Source organism: Nonomuraea sp. SYSU D8015 (genome assembly GCF_008065375.1).
Classification (GTDB): Bacteria; Actinomycetota; Actinomycetes; order Streptosporangiales; family Streptosporangiaceae; genus Nonomuraea.
Genome location: NZ_VJYI01000012.1, coordinates 216,005 through 234,927 on the forward strand (window position 1 = coordinate 216,005; position 18,923 = coordinate 234,927).

An 18,923-nucleotide genomic window follows, 5' to 3' on the forward strand; every position below is an offset into this window, starting at 1 on the left:
CCCGGTCACTGGACAGGCACCCTCCAGCAAGCGTTAAGCTCCGGCGACGCCGCATCTCACGGGTGGCGTGGCGGGGGAGGAGCACGGGGTGTGCCGACTCACCGGAGCCCGTACGGCGGGCCTGGTGGCCGGGGGACTGGCCGCCCTTTCGGTGGTCCTTGTGGTGGCGGCGGCCGTGAGCCGGTTCGCGTTGCCCATCGAGGCGCGGGTGAGGCCTGCGGTGCTCACCGGCGACGACGTGGTGGGCATCGCCTATCCGGTGCTCGGCGCGTTGCTGGTCGTCCGGCGGCCGAAGGTCCGCGTGGGGTGGCTGATGGTCGGGGGCGGCATGGCGATCGCGGTGCTCGGGCCGTCGCAGGCGGTGTACGAGTGGCTCGCCTACCAGGGCGACCTGCCGGCCCAGTACTACCCCCTCATCGTCAACACCGCCCTCGGCGGCCTCGGAGTGCTCGCGGTGGACCTTCTGCTGCCGCTGCTGTACCCGGACGGACGGCTGCCGTCACGGCGATGGCGCCCCGTCGCCGTCGTCGTGAGCCTCGTGATAGCGGTCCAGTCGATCGCGTACATCTGCCGTGTCGTCCCCCCGACCTCGCGGAGAGGGCCGAACCCGCTGGAAGTGGCCTGGCTGGACCCGCTGAACGAGTGGCCGGCCGCCATCCCCTTCAGCTACTCCTACCTGCTCGAGGCGGTCTGCCTGCTGTCGCTCCTGGTCAGGTTCCGCGCCGCGGACACCGTCAGCCGGCGGCAGATCGGCTGGCTGCTGTACGCCGTGGCCGCCAACCTGATCGTCGAGTTCTGGGCGCCCTACTCGCCGCTGGCGATGCTGACCACGGCCGCCATACCGGTCGCGGTCGCCGTCGCGGTCATGCGCTATCGGCTGTACGGCATCGACACGCTGGTCAGCAGAACCATGGTCGCCGTCGGCGTGGTGGGCTCGGTCAGCGCGATGTACATCGGAGTCGGCGCGTTACTCGGGCTGTTCCTGTCCGAGTACGGCCAGCTGCAGGGGGTGGCCGCGGCGCTCTTCGCCGGGGCGTTCTTCCGGCCGCTCCGCCGTCGGCTGCAGCGGCTGCTCGACCGCCTCTTCTACGGCCCCGTGGGCGATCCCGAGGCGTTGACGCGGCGGCTGGCCCGTGAGGTGCACGACGCCGACCCGGCCACCTCGCTGGCCTCGGTGGTCGCCGCGGTACGGGAGGGCCTCGCGGTCACGGGCGCGGCCATCGAGGTGCGTGACGGGCAGCCGCACTATGTCGAGAGCGGGCAGATCGACGCCGGAACCGCCCGCGTGGTACCGCTGGTATGGCACGGTGAGAACGTCGGCCGGCTGCTCATCGGCGCGCCCGGACCACGCCGCTTTCCCGCCGCCCACAGCGAGCGTGTGATCAATGCGCTGACGCCCTACGTCGCCGACATCGCTCATGCCGTACGACTCACCGCCGATTTGCAACGTTCCCGCGAGCGCATCCTCGGCACCAGGGAGGAGGAGCGCCGCAGGCTCCGCCGCGACCTCCACGACGGTCTCGGCCAATCGCTCGCCGGGATGGCCATGACACTCACCTCGGCGCGGCACACGCTGAGGACGTCGCCGGAGCAGGCCGACCAGATGCTGCGCGATCTGCATGCCGGCATGAACAGGGTGACCATCGAGATTCGCGAGCTGGTTCACGGCCTGCGCCCGCCCGTGCTCGACGACCTGGGTCTGGAGGGCGCGGTGCGCGCGCTCGCCGCCGAGGCGATGGGCGCGGGCGGCGCCGGGCCGGTCGCCGGCCCCGACCCCGACCCAACCTCAGGCCTGGTCGACGGGACCGCCGTCGCGGCACGCGGGAAAGCCCTCATGGTCCGAGCCGGGAACGGGGCCGTTCTGGAGGGCGGGGACGGCAGAGCTCCGCTGATCACGGTGTCGGTGAGCGGGAACCTGTCGGGTCTTCCCGCGGCCCTCGAGGTGGCGGTCTACCGGATCCTCCAGGAGGCGCTCACCAACGCGATCCGGCACGCGAATGCCACGACCGTGTCGGTGACGCTGCACGCGGACTCGGTGTTGTCGTTGCGAGTGCGTGACGACGGCGTGGGGTTGGCGGAATCCGGGCCCGGTGGTGTGGGCATGTCCTCGATGCGGGAACGCGCCGCGGAGGTGGGCGGCTCCTGCATGATCTCCTCGCCACCGGACGGCGGCGCCCTCATCGAGGTCTCCCTCCCTCTCGGCACCGCCGTCCCGGCACCCTGAAACACCGCGTTCCGACTACAGGCGCATCGGCATGTCCTGGACGTCTGCACATCACGCCTGGCCCCTGGCCGTGCCCCGGCTCGCCCCTCACCCGCCCGAACCCGGTGCAGGGATCCTCACGGGCGAGGCGAGGTCATGCCAGGCGATGCCGCCCGCTGCCGACGTGGGCGGGCTCGAAGGGGATCGACTCCACCGGCTCCGTGCGCTGCCGCCGCTGCTGCACGATCCGGGTCGCCAGCACCGCCGACCCCAGCAGGGCGATCGTCAGCGCCGTCCCCAGCACGTCGGAGGCGGGCGGCGTGGGGCGGACCACGCGCTGGTCCTGCATCGGGACCGTCAGCTCGTGCGCGAACGGGTTGGGCCACAGCAGGTCCACCCGCGGCTCGTCGGTGTCCGCGGTGGGCTGCTCGGCCACCGGCCGCCCGGTGTCCATCTGCTGCGGACGGCTCTGCGGCGGCGTGGGATCGGCGGTGGGGACGGTGGAGGACTCCTTGTCGCGGGCGCGCGGCCGGCCCGTGCGGTCGTCGGACGGCGTGGGGCTGGGCGACTGAGTGTCGGGGACGGTGCCGCCCTCGCAGGCCAGCACCGGCAGGCATACGTCGTTGAGCGTCTCGGGCACCAGCCCGGTCTTGGTCGGGCCGGGCGACGGCTTGGCCGAATCGGAGGGGGACGCCTTGCCGGTCGGGACCGCTTTGCCGACCTTGCCCAGTACGTCGTCGGTGGTCTCGTCCACGCCGCTGGTCACCGGATCGGTCGCGTCGCCCGTCAGGGAGTCGACCGTGCCCGTGACCGTCTTCACGACGTCGCACAGGGTGTTGGTCACCCCCGAGAGCAGGCCCTCTTCGCGCGTGCAGTCCTGCGTCGCGGTGGCGGCCGTCGCGGCGGGCGCCGCACTCGGGACGGCCGCCAGCGCCACCGCGAGCACCCCAGCCGAGATCGCGGTCCTGCTCCCCATCCGTCCCCTCCTGCGTCGCTTCCGGGGGAAATCTTTATGGACATCGTTCGCTGGACGCAGGCGTTTGGCAGGTAACGTTGCGATTCGGTATCGACTAGTGATACACGAGAGAGTCTCTCGTTCCCGGTCAGTCGAGTGACGACACGTCATCGAGGGCCTCTCGGATCTCTATGGGCAGCACCACGTCCTCGGCCGGCAGGGCCCCGGTGAGCTGCGCGTGCGTACGGGCGCCGACGATCGCCGAGGCCACGCCCGGCTGGTCGCGCACCCACGACAGGGCCACGGCCAGCGGCGACACCCCCAGCCCGTCGGCCGCGGTCATGACCGACTCCACCACACGCCGGCTCCTCTCGTCGAGGTACGGGCGGACGAAATCGGCGAAATGCGGCGTCGCGGCCCGTGAGTCGGCCGGGATGCCGGTGCGGTATTTCCCGGTCAGCACACCCCGGCCCAGCGGCGACCAGGCCAGCACCCCGACGCCGAGGTGCGCGGCCGCGGGCAGCAGCTCGCGCTCCGGCTCGCGGGCCAGCAGCGAGTATTCGACCTGGGCCGAGGTGATCGGGATGCGGCCGGGGATCATTTTCTGGGTGACCGCGGCGGCGGCCAGCTGCCAGCCGGTGTAGTCGCACACGCCGGCGTAGACGGCGCGGCCGGAGGAGACGATCGCGTCGAGCGCGGCCAGGGTCTCCTCCAGCGGCACCTCTTCGTCGTACGTGTGCAGCTGCCACAGGTCGACGTAGTCGAGCCCGAGGCGGTTGAGCGAGTCGTCGACCGCGGCGATCAGGTGGCGCCGGGAGGCGTCGCGCGGCCGGCGCCCCGCGGGCGTCACCACGGCCTTGGTGGAGATCACCAGCTCGGAGCGCGGCACCGAGTCGCGCAGCAGCCGGCCCAGGAGCCGCTCGGCGTCGCCGCCGGTGTAGACGTCGGCCGTGTCGACCAGGGTGCCGCCCGCGTCCAGGAACGTGCGGAGCTGGGCGGCCGCCTCGTCCGCGTCGGTGTCACGCCCCCAGGTCATCGTGCCGAGCCCCAGCCGGGACACCGACAGGCCGCTGTGGCCGACATAGCGCTGCTCCATGATCCCGCCAGATTACCAACAAGAAACCTGCTCCACCGGGCTCCCGCACTACTGTTGTTCGTGGTCAACGCCGTAGCGGCAGCCCCCGGGTTGGTGGGCGACGCCGTGGCGGCAGCCCGGGCGTGATCGGGCCGCCGTGAGATCGTGATCTCCGGTTTCGACACTGTGATCGACGCCTGCGACACTTGCTGGGTGACCACGCTGCTTCTGGCCCGGCACGGGCTGACGGACCTCACCGGGCCGGTGCTGGCCGGCCGCACCCCCGGGGTGCGGCTGAGCGAGGCCGGCCGGGCGCAGGCCGCCGCGCTCGCCGAGCGCATCGCGGGCGTCAGGCTCGACGCCATCGTCTCCAGTCCGCTCGAACGCTGCAGGGAAACGGCCGAGGCGGTCGCCGAGGGCCGCGAGCTCGGCGTCGAGATCGACGAGCGGTTCATCGAGTGCGGCTATGGCGGCTGGACCGGGCGGCCGCTGAAGGAGCTCGCCCAGGAGCCGCTGTGGCAGGTGGTGCAGGCCCACCCCAGCGCGGCGACATTTCCGGAAGGCGAGTCGCTGGCCGGAATGCAACATCGGGCGGTCGCGGCGGTCCGGGAGTGGAACCAACGCCTCGGGGAGAAAGCTGTCTACCTGGTTTGCAGCCACGGCGACGTGATCAAGTCGATCGTCGCCGACGCCCTAGGCCTTCACCTCGATCACTTTCAGCGGATAACAGCCGATCCGGCAGCCCTCACTGTCATTCGCTATGCCCCCTTGCGCCCCTTTGTTCTCAGACTTAACGATATGGGGGAATTGAGGCTTCCCGAGGATTCGGAGGAGAAAGACGGGGGAGAAAACATCACCGGGAGCGATGCCGCCGTCGGCGGCGGACCCGGAACCACGTAAGGTCAGGCTATGCCGGTCTTCGACTACGACCCACCAGAGAGGTTCGTCGCCGGTGCCGTGGGGCAGCCGGGCGCGCGGGTCTTCTTTCTGCAGGCCAGGGCCGAGGGCAGACTGACCACGGTGGCGCTGGAGAAGCTCCAGGTCGCCGCGCTCGCGGGCAGGCTGGAGGAGTTGCTCGACGAGGTGTTGCGCCTCAGCGGGGGCACCGCGCAGGTGCCCGCCCTGGCGCCCGCGGACCTGACCGACGACGACCCTCTCGACGTGCCCGTCGCGGAGGACTTCCGCGTGGGCACCATGGCGCTGGCATGGGACGCCGAGAGATCTCAGGTGGTGATCGAGGCGCAGGAAGTGATCGACGAGGAGGACCTCGAGAGCCCCGACCCCGCGGTGCTGCGCGTGCGGATCAGTGCGGGTGCCGCACGCGCCTTCACCCAGCGGGCGCTCCAGATCGTCGCGGCGGGCCGCCCGCCGTGCCCCTTGTGCGGGCAGCCTCTCGACGCCACCGGGCATGTGTGCGTACGTCTCAACGGATACCGCGGGGGTGAGGCGGCTTCATGACCGCTCCGGAGAGCGAACCGGCCGTCAAACCGTCCAACCCGCCGGGCATGCACGACGAGGAGGCCCTCACACTGCTCCGCGACGGCCGCCTGGAGGTGGCCGGTCGCCTCGTCGAGGCGACCAACATGACGCTCTACTGCTCGATCAAGCTGGGCGACCGCACGGCCGCCTGCGTCTACAAGCCGGTACGCGGCGAGCGCCCGCTGTGGGACTTCCCCGACGGCACGCTGGCCGCCCGCGAGGTGGCCGCGTACGAGGTGTCGCAGGCCACCGGCTGGCGCATCGTGCCGCCCACGGTCTACCGCGACGGCCCCTTCGGCCCCGGCATGGTGCAGCTGTGGATCGACACCGAGCGCGAGATCGACCTGATGCGGCTGGTCAAGAGCCGCAATCCGGTGGTGCGGCGGATGGCGGTGTTCGACGCGGTGGTCAACAACGCCGACCGCAAGGGGGGCCACCTGCTGCCGCTGCCCACGGGCCACGTGTACGGGGTCGACCACGGGGTGTGCTTCTCCGTCGAGGACAAACTGCGCACGGTGCTGTGGCAGTGGCGCGGCAAGCCGCTCGCCCGCGAGGCGGTGGCGGTGCTGGCCAAGCTGGAGCGCGACCTGGAGTCCGGCCCGCTGGGGCGGCGGCTGCGCGAGCTGCTGACGCTGGCGGAGGTCGAGGCCACCTGGCAGCGGGTCAGGCGGCTGCTCGACACCGGCGTGCACCCGTACCCGTCGGAGGGCTGGCCCGCCATCCCCTGGCCGCCCATCTGACCTGGGCCTCCGTCCCAAGCCCCGGCCCCGCGTCCTCATGATTGCGCCCGTTTAATACCCTTTGCCCATGTGCACGCTGATCGTGAGAACCGGGCGGCCGCTGACGCTCATGGGAGTGCGAGACGAGTTCACCGACCGGCCCTGGGAGGGGCCGGGGGAGCACTGGCCGGAATACCCGGGCGTGATCGGCGGGCGCGACCTCAAGGCCGGGGGCACCTGGCTGGCCGTCCACCCGGCGGCCCGGCGCGCCGCCGCCCTGCTCAACGCGCACGGCACCCCGGCGCCCGAGACGACCAAGGTCTCGCGCGGCGATCTGGCGCTGCGGGCGGCGCACACGGGGGAGATGCCCGACGCCGACCTCACCCGCTACGACCCCTTCCACCTGGTCCTGGCGGACCTGGCGCGGGTGCGGCTGTTCAGCTGGGACGGCGAGCGGCTGACGACCTCCGGCCTGCCCGACGGCACCAGTATGGTCGTCAACTCGGGGCTGGACCCGGCCGACGAGCGGGTGGTCGCGTACCTGCCGAGGTTCCGTTCGGAGGCCTGGCGGGAGCTGATCACGGCGGAGCCCTCCTCCGACCCCGGCGCGCTCATCGTCCGGCACGAGCTGCCCGACGGCCGGATCTTCGCCTCCCTGTCGGTGATGGAGGTCGCGCTCGCCCCGGACGGCGTGACGTACGAGTTCACCGACCTGACCGCAGAACGGGACGGATAGGCTCAGGGACATGAGATCGTGGTCTGCCCAGAACGTTCCAAAGCTCCCCGGTAAGAGCATTCCGCTGCGTCTCTACGACACCTCGGCCAGGCAGGTGCGGCAGACCGATCCCGGGCCGACCGCCAGGATGTACGTCTGCGGCATCACGCCGTACGACGCCACCCACCTCGGCCACGCCAACACCTATCACGCCTTCGACCTGGTCGGCCGGATGTGGCGGGACGCCGGCCACGAGGTCCACTACACGCAGAACGCCACCGACGTCGACGACCCGCTGCTGGAGCGGGCCGCCCAGACCGGCGTCGACTGGCAGCACCTGGCCGAGCGGGAGATCGAGCTGTTCCGCGGCGACATGGAGGCGCTGCGGATCCTGCCGCCCCGCGAGTACGTCGGCGTCACCGAGGTCGTCGGCCAGGTGGCCGACCTGATCGCCCGGCTGTCGGCCAAGGGCGTCACGTACGTCCTGGGCGGCGACGTCTACTTCAGCGTCGCCGACGCCCCCAAGTTCGGCCAGGTCTCCGGCTACGACGAGCAGCAGATGACGACCCTGTTCGCCGAGCGCGGCGGCGACCCGGACCGGGTGGGCAAGCGCCACCCGCTGGACTGGCTGCTCTGGCGGGCGGAGCGGCCCGGCGAGCCGGCCTGGGAGTCCCGGCTGGGCAGGGGCCGCCCCGGCTGGCACGTCGAGTGCACCGCGATCGCCCTCGACCACCTGGGTGCCGGCTACGACGTGGCGGGCGGCGGCTCCGACCTGATCTTCCCGCACCACGAGTGCGGCGCCTCCGAGGGCCACGCGGCCACGGGGGAGTGGCCGTTCGCCAAGTTCTACACCCACGCCGGCATGGTCGGGCTCGACGGCGAGAAGATGTCGAAGTCCAAGGGCAACCTGGTCTTCGTCTCCAAGCTGCGCCAGCAGCACGACCCGATGGCGGTCCGGCTCGTGCTGCTGGCCCATCACTACCGCGCCGACTGGGAGTACGTCCCCGAGCTGATCGCCGAGGCCGAGCGGCGGCTGGCTCGGTGGCGGTCGGCGACGGCGCTGTCCTCGGGGCCGCGCGCCGACGACCTGCTGGCCCGGGTACGCGAGCGCCTGGCCGACGACCTCGACTCCCCGGGCGCCCTGGCCGTGATCGACGCCTGGGCCGAGGAGGCCCTAGCGACCGGCGGCGACCCCGACCCCGCCGCCCCCGCCCTGGTCAAGGACCTGGCCGACGCCCTTCTCGGCGTCGCTCTCTGACGAAAACCGTCGAAGCCCCGCACTTCGCACAGGGTGCGGGGCGCGATCACTAGACCAGGCAATCGGAGGCGGGGACGATCTCGGCCGACATGTTGCGCTCCATCATCCGCAGCGCCGCCCGGCCGAGGTCATGGTGGATCGGCGCCACGCAGTCCGGCGGCACCATGATGGAGAACTCGCGGATGTAGCCGTCCAGCGCGCTGTACAGGATGCACTGCTCGGTCACCTGACCGGTCAGCAACACCGTCCGGGCGTCCCGCCGCCGCAGCAGATACTCCAGCGCGGTCCCGTAGAAGGCGCTGTGCCGCACCTTGGGCAGGAAGGCGCAGTCCTCCGGCGGCACGATCGGCTCCACGAGCTCCGGGTGCCGTCCCCGCAGCGCCCGCGCCACGATGTCCTCCCGCGTCGCGGCGAAGTCCCCGTAGTGGTCGTTGACGTAGATCAGCTCCACGTCGTCGCGCTCGCGCGCCCGGCCGACCAACTCGCCCAGCACCGGCACGATCGGTGCGACGTTGCCGGCGAGCTGATCGGCGTCCTTGTGGTCGTACGGGTTGAGCATGTCGATGACGACCATCGCGGTCCGCGGCACGCTCAGACCCGCAGCCGTTCGAGCCCGTCGATCGCGGCCAGCTCGGCCGAGAACCACTCGATCGTGCGGCGCAGCCCCTCGCGCGCGGGCACCTGCGCCCGCCACCCGAGCCGCTCGGCCGCCAGCGTCGTGTCAGGACGCCTGACCTTGGGATCGTCGGCCGGCCGGTCGATGAACACGATCTCCGACGACGACCCGGTCAGCTCCTTGATCATCGTGGCCAGCTCGAGCATGGTGACCTCGTCCGGGTTGCCGATGTTGACCGGTCCGGCGAAGTCACTGCGGGCCATGGCCAGGATGCCCGACACCGTGTCGTCGACGTAGCAGATCGAGCGCGTCTGCGAGCCGTCGCCGGTGATGGTGATCGACTCGCCGGTCAGCGCCTGCCTGATGAACGTCGGGATCGCCCGCCCGTCGAACGGGCGCATGCGCGGGCCGTAGGTGTTGAAGATCCGGACGATGCCCGTGTCGGTGCCGCGCGACTGGCGGTAGGCCGTGGTGAGCGACTCGGCGAAGCGCTTGGCCTCGTCGTACACGCTGCGCGGGCCGACCGGGTTCACATTCCCCCAGTACGTCTCCTTCTGCGGGTGCTCCAGCGGGTCGCCGTACACCTCGCTGGTCGAGGCCAGCACGAACCTGGCGCCCTTCTCCCTGGCCAGCCCCAGCGCGTGGAGCGTGCCCACGCTGCCCACCCGCAGCGTCTCTATCGGGTAGCGCAGGTAGTCGGCCGGCGAGGCGGCCGAGGCGAAGTGCAGGACGAGGTCCAGCCGGTCCGGGACGTGCACGAACCCGGTCAGGTCGCACTCGATGAGCCGGAACTCCGGACGGTCCATCAGATGCTCGACGTTGCGCGGCCCGCCGGTGAGGAAGCTGTCCATGCAGACGACCTCCGCCCCCTCCTCCAGCAGCCGCTCGCACAGGTATGAGCCGAGGAACCCGGCGCCCCCGGTGACCAGAGCCCTCATGACGTGACCTCCAAGGCAGCGTCGACGACTTCGGAAACTTCGATCTTCAGCAGGCCCGGATCGACCCGCTGGCCGTGCGGGTCTCCCCGATGGCCCGCCCACAACGCCACGTGCCGCCACCCGGGCGGCGGACCCCACAACGCGGGCGAAACCGGCCCGAACAGCACCACCGACGGCACGCAGAACGCCGTCGCCAGGTGCGCGACCCCGGTGTCGCCGCAGACCACCAGCTTGGCCCTGCTGACCAGGTCGATCAGGTCGGCCATCCGGGTCTGCCCGGCCAACATCCGCTCCGGCGGCAGCCCGGCCAGCTCGGCGACCTTCCTGGCGATGGGGACCTCCTCCGCGTTGCCGGTGACCACCACGTCCTCCAGCGCGGCCGCGACCTTCGCGAACCGCTCGGGCGGCCAGCGTCGTGCCGGATACGCGGCGCCCGGATGCACGATCGCCGGCCCCGTGCGGTCGGAGATGCCGAGCGTCAGGTCCGTGGGATCGGCGGGGATGCCGTGCCACTCCAGCAGCCCGCACCACCGCCGCACCTCGTGCACGCCGTCCTGCCAGGCCGGCCCGGTGCCGAAGCTGATCAGCCGCCCCGGTTCCGTGCGGCGCAGCGCCTCGATGCTCTGCGGCCCCTTCCCGTGCAGGTTGACCGCGATGTCCGGCCGATGGAACGGCACCGGCCCCGGCCCCGACACGTCCACCTGGTCATCCACGGCGCCGATCAGCGGCAGCAGGGCGTCCAGCGCCCGCGGCGCCGCCAGCGTGATGCGGTGCCGCGGGAACGCCTGGCGCAGGGCCCGCAGCGCGGGCACGGTCGTGAGCAGGTCGCCCAGCCCGAGCCCGCGCAGCACCAGGAGCTCTAGGGCCATGACGTCTCCGTCGAGGGGCAGACGACGAGCTCTCTCACCTCGCATCCAGCCGGTTGCCGCAGCGCGAACACCACGGTCTGCGCGACGTCGGCGGGATCGTTCAGCCCCGCCTCGGGGCCCGGCTTGTACTGTTCGGGCCGCCCGTCGAAGAAGCTCGTGCGCATGCCGCCCGGGATCAGCAGGGTCACCCCCACCTCGCCGCGCAGCTCGACGGCGAGCGCCCGGGTGAGGCCGACGACGCCGAACTTCGACGCCGAGTACGCCGACGCGTCGCTCAGCGGCCGCAGCCCCAGCGTCGAGGCACAGGTGATGACCTTGCCGCGGGTGTGCTTCAGGTACGGCAGCGCCGCCCGGATGACGGACGCGGTGCCCAGCAGGTTCACCTTGACGACCCGCTCCCAGTCGTCGGCGGGCACGTCCTCCAGCCGTCCGCAGGCGTCGATGCCCGCGGCCGTCACCACGCCGTCCAGGCCGCCGGCCCGCTCGGCGAGCTCGCGCACCGCCCGCTCGGCCTCGCCGCGGTCGGCCAGATCGGCCGTCACGTGGTCGAAGCGCTGGTCCGGGTCGCGCACGTCGACGACGAGCGGTCGCCAGCCCTCCTTCTCCACGGCCTCGGCGGTCGCCCGGCCGAGTCCGGAGGCTCCCCCGGTAATCAAGATGTTCACTGGATCTCCCTGATCAGATTCGTTGTCGAACGCCCCGGCAGCGTGCTCAGCACGACGGTCTCCGCGCCGAGCCTGCCGAGGACCTCGGATTCGGGCAGGAACTCCCCCTCGTAGTCGCCGCCCTTCACCCACACGTCGGGGCGCAGCAGCTCGATGGCCCGGGCCGGGGTGTCCTCCTCGAACACCAGCACGGCGTCCACGCAGGACAGCGCCCTGAGCACCTCGACCCGGTCGCGCGCGTCCACGATGGGACGGTCGGGGCCCTTCAGCCGGCGCACCGAGTCGTCGGAGTTGACGCAGACGACGAGCGCGTCGCCGAGCGCCCTGGCCCGCCGCAGCAGGCTCACGTGGCCGGCGTGCAGCAGGTCGAAGCAGCCGCCCGTGGCGATCAGCCGGCCGCCGTTGGCGCGGGTCAGCTCGGCCACCTCAAGCGCCGTGCGCGGGCGGTCGCCGAGCCGCTGCTCCTGGACCCTCACGGAGGCGGCGCCGCCGCGCTCGACGAAGCGCGACGCCTCGCCGACACCCATGATCAGGGCCTCCTTGAGGCCGGCGCCGTCGCGCAGCGCCAGCGCCGCCGCGCCGGCCAGCCGGTCGCCCGCGCCGCAGACGTCGTGGCCGGCCGCCCGCACGGGCGGCGGGACCTGGACGAGGGGGCCGCCCTCCATGGCAAGGGCGGCCCCTCGCGGCCCGGTCGTCACGGCCACCGCCCTGGCCCGCATCTCCCGCACCAGCCGGCGGGCGGCCTGGTCGGGGCCGCGGTAGGCGGACGGGCACAGCACCCGCGCCTCGGCCTCGCTCGGCGTCAGCAGAGCGCAGCCGGGTATCGGCTGCTCGCCCCTCGGGTGCGGGTCCCACACCACCGGCACGTCGGTCCCGCGCAGCAGGTCGCGTGCCATCCTGGCCACGCCCCTGCCGTAGTCGGACACCAGCACGGCGCCGGCCCGGGCGATCGCCTCGGCCGCCGCCTCGCTGGGCGCGTACCTGGCCGTGCCGTCGCCGGTGTCCAGCCTGACCAGCGTCTGGCCCCTGCACCTGATCCTCGTCTTGCGTACGGTGCCGCCGCGCAGCGGCAGGCGCACCAGCTCGAGCTCCTCCGACAGCAGCCCGCACAGGCGGTGGCCGTCGGGATCGTCGCCGATCGCGGTGACCAGCACGACGTCGGCGCCGTCGCGGGCGGCCAGCAGCGCGGCCAGGCCGGCCCCGCCCGGGCGCGCCTGCTCGGCGGTGACGTCCACCACCGGGACCGGCGCGTCCGGGCAGAGCCGCTCCGCCTCGCCCTCGACGTCCACGTCGAGCAGGGTGTCCCCGATCACGACGAGGGGACCGGTGGCCGCCTCCGACCGGCGGGCGCCGTTCGGGTGGCCGTTTCGCTGCGGATGTGTCACGGCAATGCCTCTTCGACGGCGTGGCAGAGCAGATGGATCATGGCGAGGTGCACCTCCTGTACGGTGGCCGTCTCCTTCGCGGGCACGGCCACCGCGTCGTCGCACAATGCGGCCAGCGGGTTGGGCGCCGGCCCGGTCATGGCCCAGGCGAGGATCCCGCCCTCCTGCGCGGCCCGGGCCGCGGCCAGCACGTTGGGGCTGGCGCCGCTGGTGGACAGGCACATCAGCACGTCGCCGGGCCTGCCGTGGGCGCGCACCTGGCGGGCGTAGACCTCCTCGGCGCCGAAGTCGTTGGCGATGGCCGTCAGCGACGAGCCGTCGGCGTGCAGCGGGATCGCCGCGTACGGCCGCCGGTCGTCCGTGAACCTGCCGACCAGCTCGGCCGTCAGGTGCTGCGCCTCGGCCGCCGACCCGCCGTTGCCGCAGGCCAGCAGCCGGCCGCCGGAGGCCAGCACGCTCGCGAGCTTCGCGCCCCACGCGCGTACCGTGACCGACTGGCCGTCGACCTTCTCCAGGGTGTTCCAGAGCTTTTCCAGATGACTGTCCACGATCAACCCCCCAGGGCCGCCAGGTCGCACAGCTTGCCCTCGATCACCTGCGTGTACACGGTCTCGGTGCGCTCGGCCACGTGCGGCCAGCCGTATCTCTCCCGGACGCGCCTGGCCCCCGCCGCGCCGAGCCGCGCCCTCCGGTCGGGATCGTCCAGCAACTCCTTCAGCGCCCTGGCCAGGGCGCGGGGGCGGCGCGGCGGCACCAGCACGCCGCAGCCGGCGACCGTGTCCAGGTGCCCGCCGACGGCCGAGGCCACGACGGGGACCCCGCACGCCATCGCCTCGACCGGGACCATGCCGAACGGCTCGTACCACGGCACCGTGACCACGACGTCGGCCGAGCGCATCAGCGCCGGCACCTGGTTGCGCGGCACGCTGCCGATCACGTGCACCCGTTCCTCGAGGCCGTATCCGGCGGCCAGGTCGCGCAGCCTGACGGTCTCCTCGTCGTCCGGGCTGCCGCCGGCGATCACCAGGTCGGCGCCGGGCAGCTGGCGCAGTGCCGCGATCACCGTGTCCACGCCCTTGCGCGGCACCATCCGCCCGATGCTGAGGATGAGCCGGCGCGCCGTGCGCGGCGCCACGGGGCCCTCCGGGCAGAACGCCGTCAGGTCCACCCCGCACGGCACCACCGCGATGCGCTGCTCGGGCACGCCCATCGCGCACAGCTCGCTCACCTCGTCGCTGCAGGTGGCCAGCACCGCGCCGGCCCGCTTGCCGATCTCGCGCTCGGTGTCGATCCGGTGTGCCGGGCTGGTGTCGGCCTCGCCCTGCCAGCGCCTCTTGACCGTGCCGAGTGCGTGAAAGGTCTGCACCACGGGGAATCCGTCGGCGGCCTGCAGCGCCGCCTGCCCGCTCATCCAGAAGTGCGCGTGCGCGACGTCCGGCGGCTCCATCGACCAGCGGTCGGCCAGATGGTCGGTGAACTCCGGCATGTACGTCGGCAGCTCGTCCTTCGGTATCGGCACCGGGGGACCGGCGGGGACGTACTCGACCGAGACGCCCGGCGCCATGGGCACCGACGCGGGCTGCGACGGCGACGTGCGGCGGGTGTGGACGACGACCCTGTGCCCGCGCCGGGCCAGCGCGGAGGCCAGCGCGGCCACGTACACGTTCTGGCCGCCCGCGTCCACGCCGCCCACCGCGGCCAGCGGGTCCGCGTGCTCGGAGATGAGATCGACCTTCACTGCGTCAGCTCCCTCACTGCCTTGACCACCTGCTCACTTGTCACCTGGGACAGGCACGGGTGTCCGGGGACCGGGCAGGTGCGCGCCCTGCTGTCCTTGCAGGGCGCCTGCTGGTCGCCGAGCAGCACCGTGGGGACGCCGTACGGGGCCCACCGCGCCGCCGGGACGACGGGGGCGAACAGGCTCACGACCGGCGTGCCGACCGCCGCCGCCAGGTGCGCCGGGCCCGTGTTGCCCGCCACCAGCACGCTGGCCTTGTCGATCACGGCGGCCAGTTCCGCGAAAGTCGTCGCGCCGCCGAGGTCGGCCGCGTCGTCGCCGGCCACGTAGGCGGTGAGGTCACGTTCCGTGCCGGTCACGACGACCCGATGCCCGTCTTCCGCCAGCTCCCGTACGGCCTGCCGATGCTTCTCGGCCGGCCATGTCCGCGCGGGTGCCGATGTCCCTGGGTGCACCACGACATACGTGCCTTTGTCGGCATCGGCGCCGACGTTGAGCAGGTGCCCCAGATGTTCGCCTATATCCGGCAATGGCCGCTGAACAGCGAGTTTGCCGTCATCGCCCGGTGGCAACTCGAACCCCGCCGCCCGGGCCACCGCCAGCATCCGCTCCGCCTCGGGCACGTCGACGCCCTCGTCCACGACGTGGCGGACGTCGAGCAGGGAGCCCGGGTAGTCGTTGCTGATCGCGGTGATCCGGCGCACGCCGGCCAGCCTGAGCAGGAGCGCGAGCGGGAGCGCCGACTGGTGGAACGACGTGAGGATCACCGCCTCGTCGACGCCGTGCACCCGCCCCACAAGGTCGGCGACCTGCGCCTTGCTCACGGGCGGCGGATGGTGGTCGATCCACGGGGCCCGCCACTCGACGACGCGGTCGACGCCGGGCAGCAGCCCGGCGGCCGCCGATCCGTTCGGGCCGGCCAGGAAGACGACCTCGGCGGCCTGGGTGCGCACGGCCCTGACGGCGGGGCCGGTCAGCAGCACGTCGCCGGCGTCGTCGAGCCGCGCCACCAGCACCCGGCCCCGGCTCCCCGTGCTCGTGGCGGCGGCCTGCTCGGCCTTCTCGCCGGTCTCCCGCTTGGCGGCGGGCCTGCCCGCGGGGCCGCGTCTCGCGGTGCCCGCCGTCCCGCACGAGGTCGCCCCGTACAGGACCGCTCCCGACATGCGACCGCTCATCGCCGCACCCTCCATTCCCCCCGCAGCCGGTGCGCGCACGCGACCGGCGGGATCACCACGCTGGTGACGACCATCCGCCACACTTCTCCGGGTGTCCTCGGCCCGGGCCCGATCCGCCGCCACGCGAACTCCGCGGTCAGCCCGGCCCACACGAGCCCGGCGACCACCGCCGCGTACGGCACCCCACGCCCGCCCGGGAAAGAAGGCCCAGCCCCGGTCCATGGCCTGTGCCCGGCCCTTGACCCGCGCCGGGCTGACGTACCCGGTCCGACCGGCGCGGCGAGCCACCCAAGAGCCCGCCGACCGGCCCGCCCCACGCGCCGCCCGCCGGCCCGCCCGCCGACTCGCGCGAGGAGCCGCCGGCCGGCCGGCGCCCCGCGCTCGGCCGGCGAGGTGCCCCCGGCCTGCGTGCTGAGCCAGTCGGCGAGCCGGCCACCCGTGCGTCTCATGCCCGTCCGGAGACGGTCGGCAAAGCCGCCGCGGAACCCGGTGCCGAGGCGCTCGCCCTGCATGTCACGTCCCGTCAGCGCGGCGAGCCGGCCGGGAGCCCGCCTCGCACGCGCCGCCGGGAGGAGCCGTCCGGAAGCCGTCGGGAGGCGTCGGCGCGGTGCTGCCGGGCGCGGGGCCGGGAGCCGCGGGGCGGGGGTGCGGCCACCGCGGGCGCGTAGCAGCGCGATCGCCGTCAGCGTCAGCGCCGTCAGGCCCGCCGCGGTCGTCACGGCGTGCACACGGAGCCGGCCGCGGGTCCCGCCGATGGCCTCGCGCCATCCCGGCCCGTGCAGGCGCCGCATCAGCGCGTCGTCGGCGTTCCCCCGCTGGAAGCGGACGCTGGCCCAGAACCCGTCCCGGCGGACCGGATGCGTCGTCACCCGATCGCCGCGCACCAGGCGATGCCCGGCCCGCATGACCCGCAGCGCCAGGTCGGCGTCCTCCCGGTAGGCCCGCGGGAAGCGCTCGTCGAACCCGCCGACCGCCTCCAGCACGTCGCGCCGGTAGGCCATGTCGGCCGTCACCCACAGCGCGTCCGCCAGCCCGGCCGTGTGCCGCTCACCGTCGGTGGGCCGCCGGTCGGCAGGCAGCGGCACCACGATCCGCCCCTGGCTCCCGGCCACGTCGTCGGGCAGCCCGGCCAGGTCCTTCCAGACCGCCTCGGCCCACCCCGGCCCCGGGATCACGTCGTCGTCGAGGAACACCACCCAGGGCGTGTCCGCGGCCCGCCACCCGGCGTTGCGGGCGGCCGCGGGGCCTCTGCCACCGGACCGGACTACTCGTACGTGCTCGACATCAGAAACGGCGGGCAGCGTCAAACCACTCTCCTTCGGACGGCTGCCACCGCCACGACTTTCAGTACCCGCTCGAACGCGCTCCGTAACCCGATCGTCCACGACGATCACCGGCGTCCCGGGCCCCAACGCGGCCAGCGTGTCACGCAGCGTGGGCCGCCCGATGGTCGGGATCACGACGGTGATCACGAGGCGAACACCTCCCGGCGCCGCACCACGTACGGTCCCAGGACGAGCACGTCCACCGGCGCGGACCCGAAGCACTCCAGCGCGTCCCGCGGATCGTCGACCATGGGCCGCCCGGCGGTGTTCAGGCTCGTGTTGACGATCACCGGAAGCCCCGTCCGGGTCTCGAACTCGGCCAGCACCCGGGCCATCAGCGGCTGGGCCTCCGGCGAGACGGTCTGGATGCGCGCGGTCCCGTCCACGTGCACGACCGCCGGGATGCGCGCCGCCCAGTCCGGGTGCACGTCGTGGACGAACAGCATGTACGGCGACGGCACCGGCCCCCGCCCGAAGATCTCGGCCGCCCGCGACTCCAGCACCATCGGCGCGATCGGCCGGAACTGCTCGCGCCCCTTGACGTCGTTCAGACGCTCGGTGTTGTGCGCGTGCCCCGGATGGGCCAGCAGCGACCGGTGCCCGAGCGCACGCGGCCCGTACTCGGCCCGCCCCTGGAACCAGGCCACGATCCGGTCGGCGGCCAGCTCGGCGGCCACCGCCGCGGCCAGGTCGGCGGGCCGGGAGTGCGGCACGCGCGCCACGTCCAGCCACGCCCCCAGCTCCTCGTCGGTGAAGCCGCGCCCGAGGGCAGCGGTCCACATGGGCGCGGCCCGTTCGCCGTAGGCCTGCGCCAGGTGCAGCGCCCCGCCCAGCGCGGTCCCGGAGTCACCGGCCGCGGGCTGCGCCCACACCTCGTCGAACGGCCCCTCGTCCAGCAGCCGGGTGTTGGCCACGCAGTTCAGCGCGACGCCGCCGGCCAGTGCGAGCCGCCGTTCGCCGGTCCGCTCGTGCAGCCAGCGCACCAGCTCCAGGAGCACTTCCTCCAGCCGGGCCTGCACGGAGGCGGCCAGGTCGGCGTGGTCGGAGGTCCAGACGGCGCCCTTGGGGAGGGCCTTGGCGTAGACGTTCCAGTCGACCGGCTCCACGCGGAACCCGCCGTCGCCGGTGGTGTAGATCACCTCGCGCAGCGCCTCCAGGTGGCGGGGCCTGCCGTAGGAGGCCATCGCCATGACCTTGTACTCGTCGCTGGAGCGCAGGAAGCCGAGGTGCTGGGTGACCTCCTCGTACATCAGGCCCAGCGAGTGCGGCAGCTCCTGCGTGGCCAGCACCTCCAGCTCGCCGTCGCGGTAGCGGCCGGCCAGGTGGGAGACGTTCTCGCCGCGGCCGTCGCACACCAGCACGGCGCAGTCCCGCCAGGGCGCCGCGAGCCCCGCCGACGCGGCGTGGGCCACGTGGTGCGGCACGTACGTGACCTGCCCGGGGTCCAGCCCCGGCAGCGCGGTCGCCAGGAACAGGGGAGCGCGCACCGCGTACTTCGTGCGCAGGTCCTCCCACTCGCCCTCCGGGCGCTGGACGACCAGCGCCGGGTCGTACGAGTACGCGACCGCGTCGATGTCCTCGGGGGCGAGACCCGCCTCGCGCAGGCACCAGGCGGCGGCCAGCTCGGGCAGTTCCCACGCCGAGAACGCCAGCGGCCGCTTGCCGTGCTTACGGCGGTTGAAGCGCTCTTCCTCCGCCGCGGCGACGATCCTCCCGTCGGCCACCAGGGCGGCGGCCGGGTCGTGGAAGATCGCGTTGATGCCGAGAAATCTCATTCTTCCTCCCCCACAGGATGTCGAGAACCGCTA

At 73.1% G+C, this 18,923-nt stretch carries 18 protein-coding genes; 6 read left to right on the forward strand and 12 right to left on the reverse strand.

The features are described from left to right. Positions 1-88 precede the first annotated feature (88 nt). Positions 89-2,224 carry a sensor histidine kinase gene (locus tag ID574_RS38810; RefSeq protein WP_188193999.1) on the forward strand — a complete coding sequence of 712 codons (2,136 nt, stop codon included), beginning with the start codon at positions 89-91 and terminating at the stop codon, positions 2,222-2,224. 133 nt (positions 2,225-2,357) lie between these two features. On the opposite strand, the gene ID574_RS38815 is transcribed toward ID574_RS38810, so the two are convergent. Next, on the reverse strand, positions 2,358-3,179 hold the full coding sequence (locus tag ID574_RS38815) for a hypothetical protein (protein WP_188194000.1): 822 nt from the start codon (positions 3,177-3,179) through the stop codon (positions 2,358-2,360). A 127-nt stretch (positions 3,180-3,306) separates the two neighbouring features. Beyond that, positions 3,307-4,254: an aldo/keto reductase gene (locus ID574_RS38820; RefSeq protein ID WP_188194001.1), complete on the reverse strand. Its 948-nt coding sequence runs from the start codon at positions 4,252-4,254 to the stop codon at positions 3,307-3,309. 192 nt (positions 4,255-4,446) lie between these two features. Between ID574_RS38820 and ID574_RS38825 the strand changes: the two genes are divergently transcribed. From ID574_RS38825 to mshC, 5 genes are all read left to right on the forward strand, one after another. Then, complete coding sequence (locus tag ID574_RS38825; RefSeq protein ID WP_188194088.1) at positions 4,447-5,133, forward strand: MSMEG_4193 family putative phosphomutase; 687 nt, start codon at positions 4,447-4,449, stop codon at positions 5,131-5,133. 9 nt (positions 5,134-5,142) lie between these two features. Beyond that, the gene (locus ID574_RS38830) at positions 5,143-5,691 is read left to right on the forward strand and encodes a DUF3090 domain-containing protein (RefSeq protein ID WP_188194002.1); all 549 of its coding nucleotides are present in this window, start codon (positions 5,143-5,145) and stop codon (positions 5,689-5,691) included. Then, positions 5,688-6,452: an SCO1664 family protein gene (locus ID574_RS38835; protein ID WP_188194003.1), complete on the forward strand. Its 765-nt coding sequence runs from the start codon at positions 5,688-5,690 to the stop codon at positions 6,450-6,452. The genes ID574_RS38830 and ID574_RS38835 overlap by 4 nt, the downstream gene beginning before the upstream one ends. A gap of 67 nt (positions 6,453-6,519) precedes the next feature. Then, complete coding sequence (locus tag ID574_RS38840; RefSeq protein WP_188194004.1) at positions 6,520-7,167, forward strand: NRDE family protein; 648 nt, start codon at positions 6,520-6,522, stop codon at positions 7,165-7,167. Positions 7,168-7,177: 10 nt separating this feature from the next. Then, the gene (mshC, locus tag ID574_RS38845; protein ID WP_188194005.1) at positions 7,178-8,404 is read left to right on the forward strand and encodes a cysteine--1-D-myo-inosityl 2-amino-2-deoxy-alpha-D-glucopyranoside ligase; all 1,227 of its coding nucleotides are present in this window, start codon (positions 7,178-7,180) and stop codon (positions 8,402-8,404) included. A 49-nt stretch (positions 8,405-8,453) separates the two neighbouring features. Here the strand turns inward: mshC and ID574_RS38850 are convergent, their stop codons facing one another. The 10 genes from ID574_RS38850 to ID574_RS38900 are packed head-to-tail and all read right to left on the reverse strand — an operon-like array spanning position 8,454 to position 18,890. Beyond that, entirely contained in the window at positions 8,454-8,993 is a 540-nt protein-coding gene (locus ID574_RS38850) for a cysteine hydrolase family protein (RefSeq protein WP_188194006.1), read from the reverse strand. 2 nt (positions 8,994-8,995) lie between these two features. Then, positions 8,996-9,958, reverse strand: a complete 963-nt coding sequence (locus ID574_RS38855) for a UDP-glucuronic acid decarboxylase family protein (RefSeq protein WP_188194007.1) — start codon at positions 9,956-9,958, stop codon at positions 8,996-8,998. Continuing rightward, positions 9,955-10,827, reverse strand: coding sequence for a glycosyltransferase family 9 protein (locus ID574_RS38860; protein ID WP_188194008.1), 873 nt, complete (start codon positions 10,825-10,827; stop codon positions 9,955-9,957). The genes ID574_RS38855 and ID574_RS38860 overlap by 4 nt, the downstream gene beginning before the upstream one ends. Next, positions 10,818-11,492: an SDR family oxidoreductase gene (locus ID574_RS38865; RefSeq protein ID WP_188194009.1), complete on the reverse strand. Its 675-nt coding sequence runs from the start codon at positions 11,490-11,492 to the stop codon at positions 10,818-10,820. Before ID574_RS38865 ends, ID574_RS38860 begins: the two co-directional genes overlap by 10 nt. Continuing rightward, positions 11,489-12,877 carry a PfkB family carbohydrate kinase gene (locus ID574_RS38870; protein WP_188194010.1) on the reverse strand — a complete coding sequence of 463 codons (1,389 nt, stop codon included), beginning with the start codon at positions 12,875-12,877 and terminating at the stop codon, positions 11,489-11,491. The genes ID574_RS38865 and ID574_RS38870 overlap by 4 nt, the downstream gene beginning before the upstream one ends. Further along, complete coding sequence (locus tag ID574_RS38875) at positions 12,874-13,425, reverse strand: D-sedoheptulose-7-phosphate isomerase (protein WP_188194011.1); 552 nt, start codon at positions 13,423-13,425, stop codon at positions 12,874-12,876. The genes ID574_RS38870 and ID574_RS38875 overlap by 4 nt, the downstream gene beginning before the upstream one ends. A gap of 2 nt (positions 13,426-13,427) precedes the next feature. Continuing rightward, positions 13,428-14,615 carry a glycosyltransferase gene (locus ID574_RS38880; RefSeq protein ID WP_188194012.1) on the reverse strand — a complete coding sequence of 396 codons (1,188 nt, stop codon included), beginning with the start codon at positions 14,613-14,615 and terminating at the stop codon, positions 13,428-13,430. Then, a complete protein-coding gene (locus tag ID574_RS38885) occupies positions 14,612-15,790 on the reverse strand; it encodes a glycosyltransferase family 9 protein (RefSeq protein WP_223167527.1) in 1,179 nt (392 codons plus the stop codon). The genes ID574_RS38880 and ID574_RS38885 overlap by 4 nt, the downstream gene beginning before the upstream one ends. Next, a complete protein-coding gene (locus tag ID574_RS60535; protein ID WP_223167528.1) occupies positions 15,787-17,262 on the reverse strand; it encodes a glycosyltransferase family 2 protein in 1,476 nt (491 codons plus the stop codon). Before ID574_RS60535 ends, ID574_RS38885 begins: the two co-directional genes overlap by 4 nt. Continuing rightward, positions 17,259-18,890 (reverse strand): carbamoyltransferase family protein, encoded by a 1,632-nt coding sequence (locus tag ID574_RS38900; protein ID WP_188194013.1) that lies wholly within the window; start codon positions 18,888-18,890, stop codon positions 17,259-17,261. The genes ID574_RS60535 and ID574_RS38900 overlap by 4 nt, the downstream gene beginning before the upstream one ends. Between the last annotated feature and the right edge of the window lie 33 nt (positions 18,891-18,923).

Bases quoted from the DNA above. Each gene is read 5' to 3' on its own strand.
- ID574_RS38815 (WP_188194000.1), bottom strand. From the start codon at position 3,179: ATGGGGAGCAGGACCGCGATCTCGGCTGGGGTGCTCGCGGTGGCGCTG.
- ID574_RS38820 (WP_188194001.1), bottom strand. From the start codon at position 4,254: ATGGAGCAGCGCTATGTCGGCCACAGCGGCCTGTCGGTGTCCCGGCTG.
- ID574_RS38830 (WP_188194002.1), top strand. From the start codon at position 5,143: ATGCCGGTCTTCGACTACGACCCACCAGAGAGGTTCGTCGCCGGTGCC.
- ID574_RS38835 (WP_188194003.1), top strand. From the start codon at position 5,688: ATGACCGCTCCGGAGAGCGAACCGGCCGTCAAACCGTCCAACCCGCCG.
- ID574_RS38840 (WP_188194004.1), top strand. From the start codon at position 6,520: ATGTGCACGCTGATCGTGAGAACCGGGCGGCCGCTGACGCTCATGGGA.
- mshC (WP_188194005.1), top strand. From the start codon at position 7,178: ATGAGATCGTGGTCTGCCCAGAACGTTCCAAAGCTCCCCGGTAAGAGC.
- ID574_RS38855 (WP_188194007.1), bottom strand. From the start codon at position 9,958: ATGAGGGCTCTGGTCACCGGGGGCGCCGGGTTCCTCGGCTCATACCTG.
- ID574_RS38860 (WP_188194008.1), bottom strand. From the start codon at position 10,827: ATGGCCCTAGAGCTCCTGGTGCTGCGCGGGCTCGGGCTGGGCGACCTG.
- ID574_RS38885 (WP_223167527.1), bottom strand. From the start codon at position 15,790: ATGAGCGGTCGCATGTCGGGAGCGGTCCTGTACGGGGCGACCTCGTGC.
- ID574_RS38900 (WP_188194013.1), bottom strand. From the start codon at position 18,890: ATGAGATTTCTCGGCATCAACGCGATCTTCCACGACCCGGCCGCCGCC.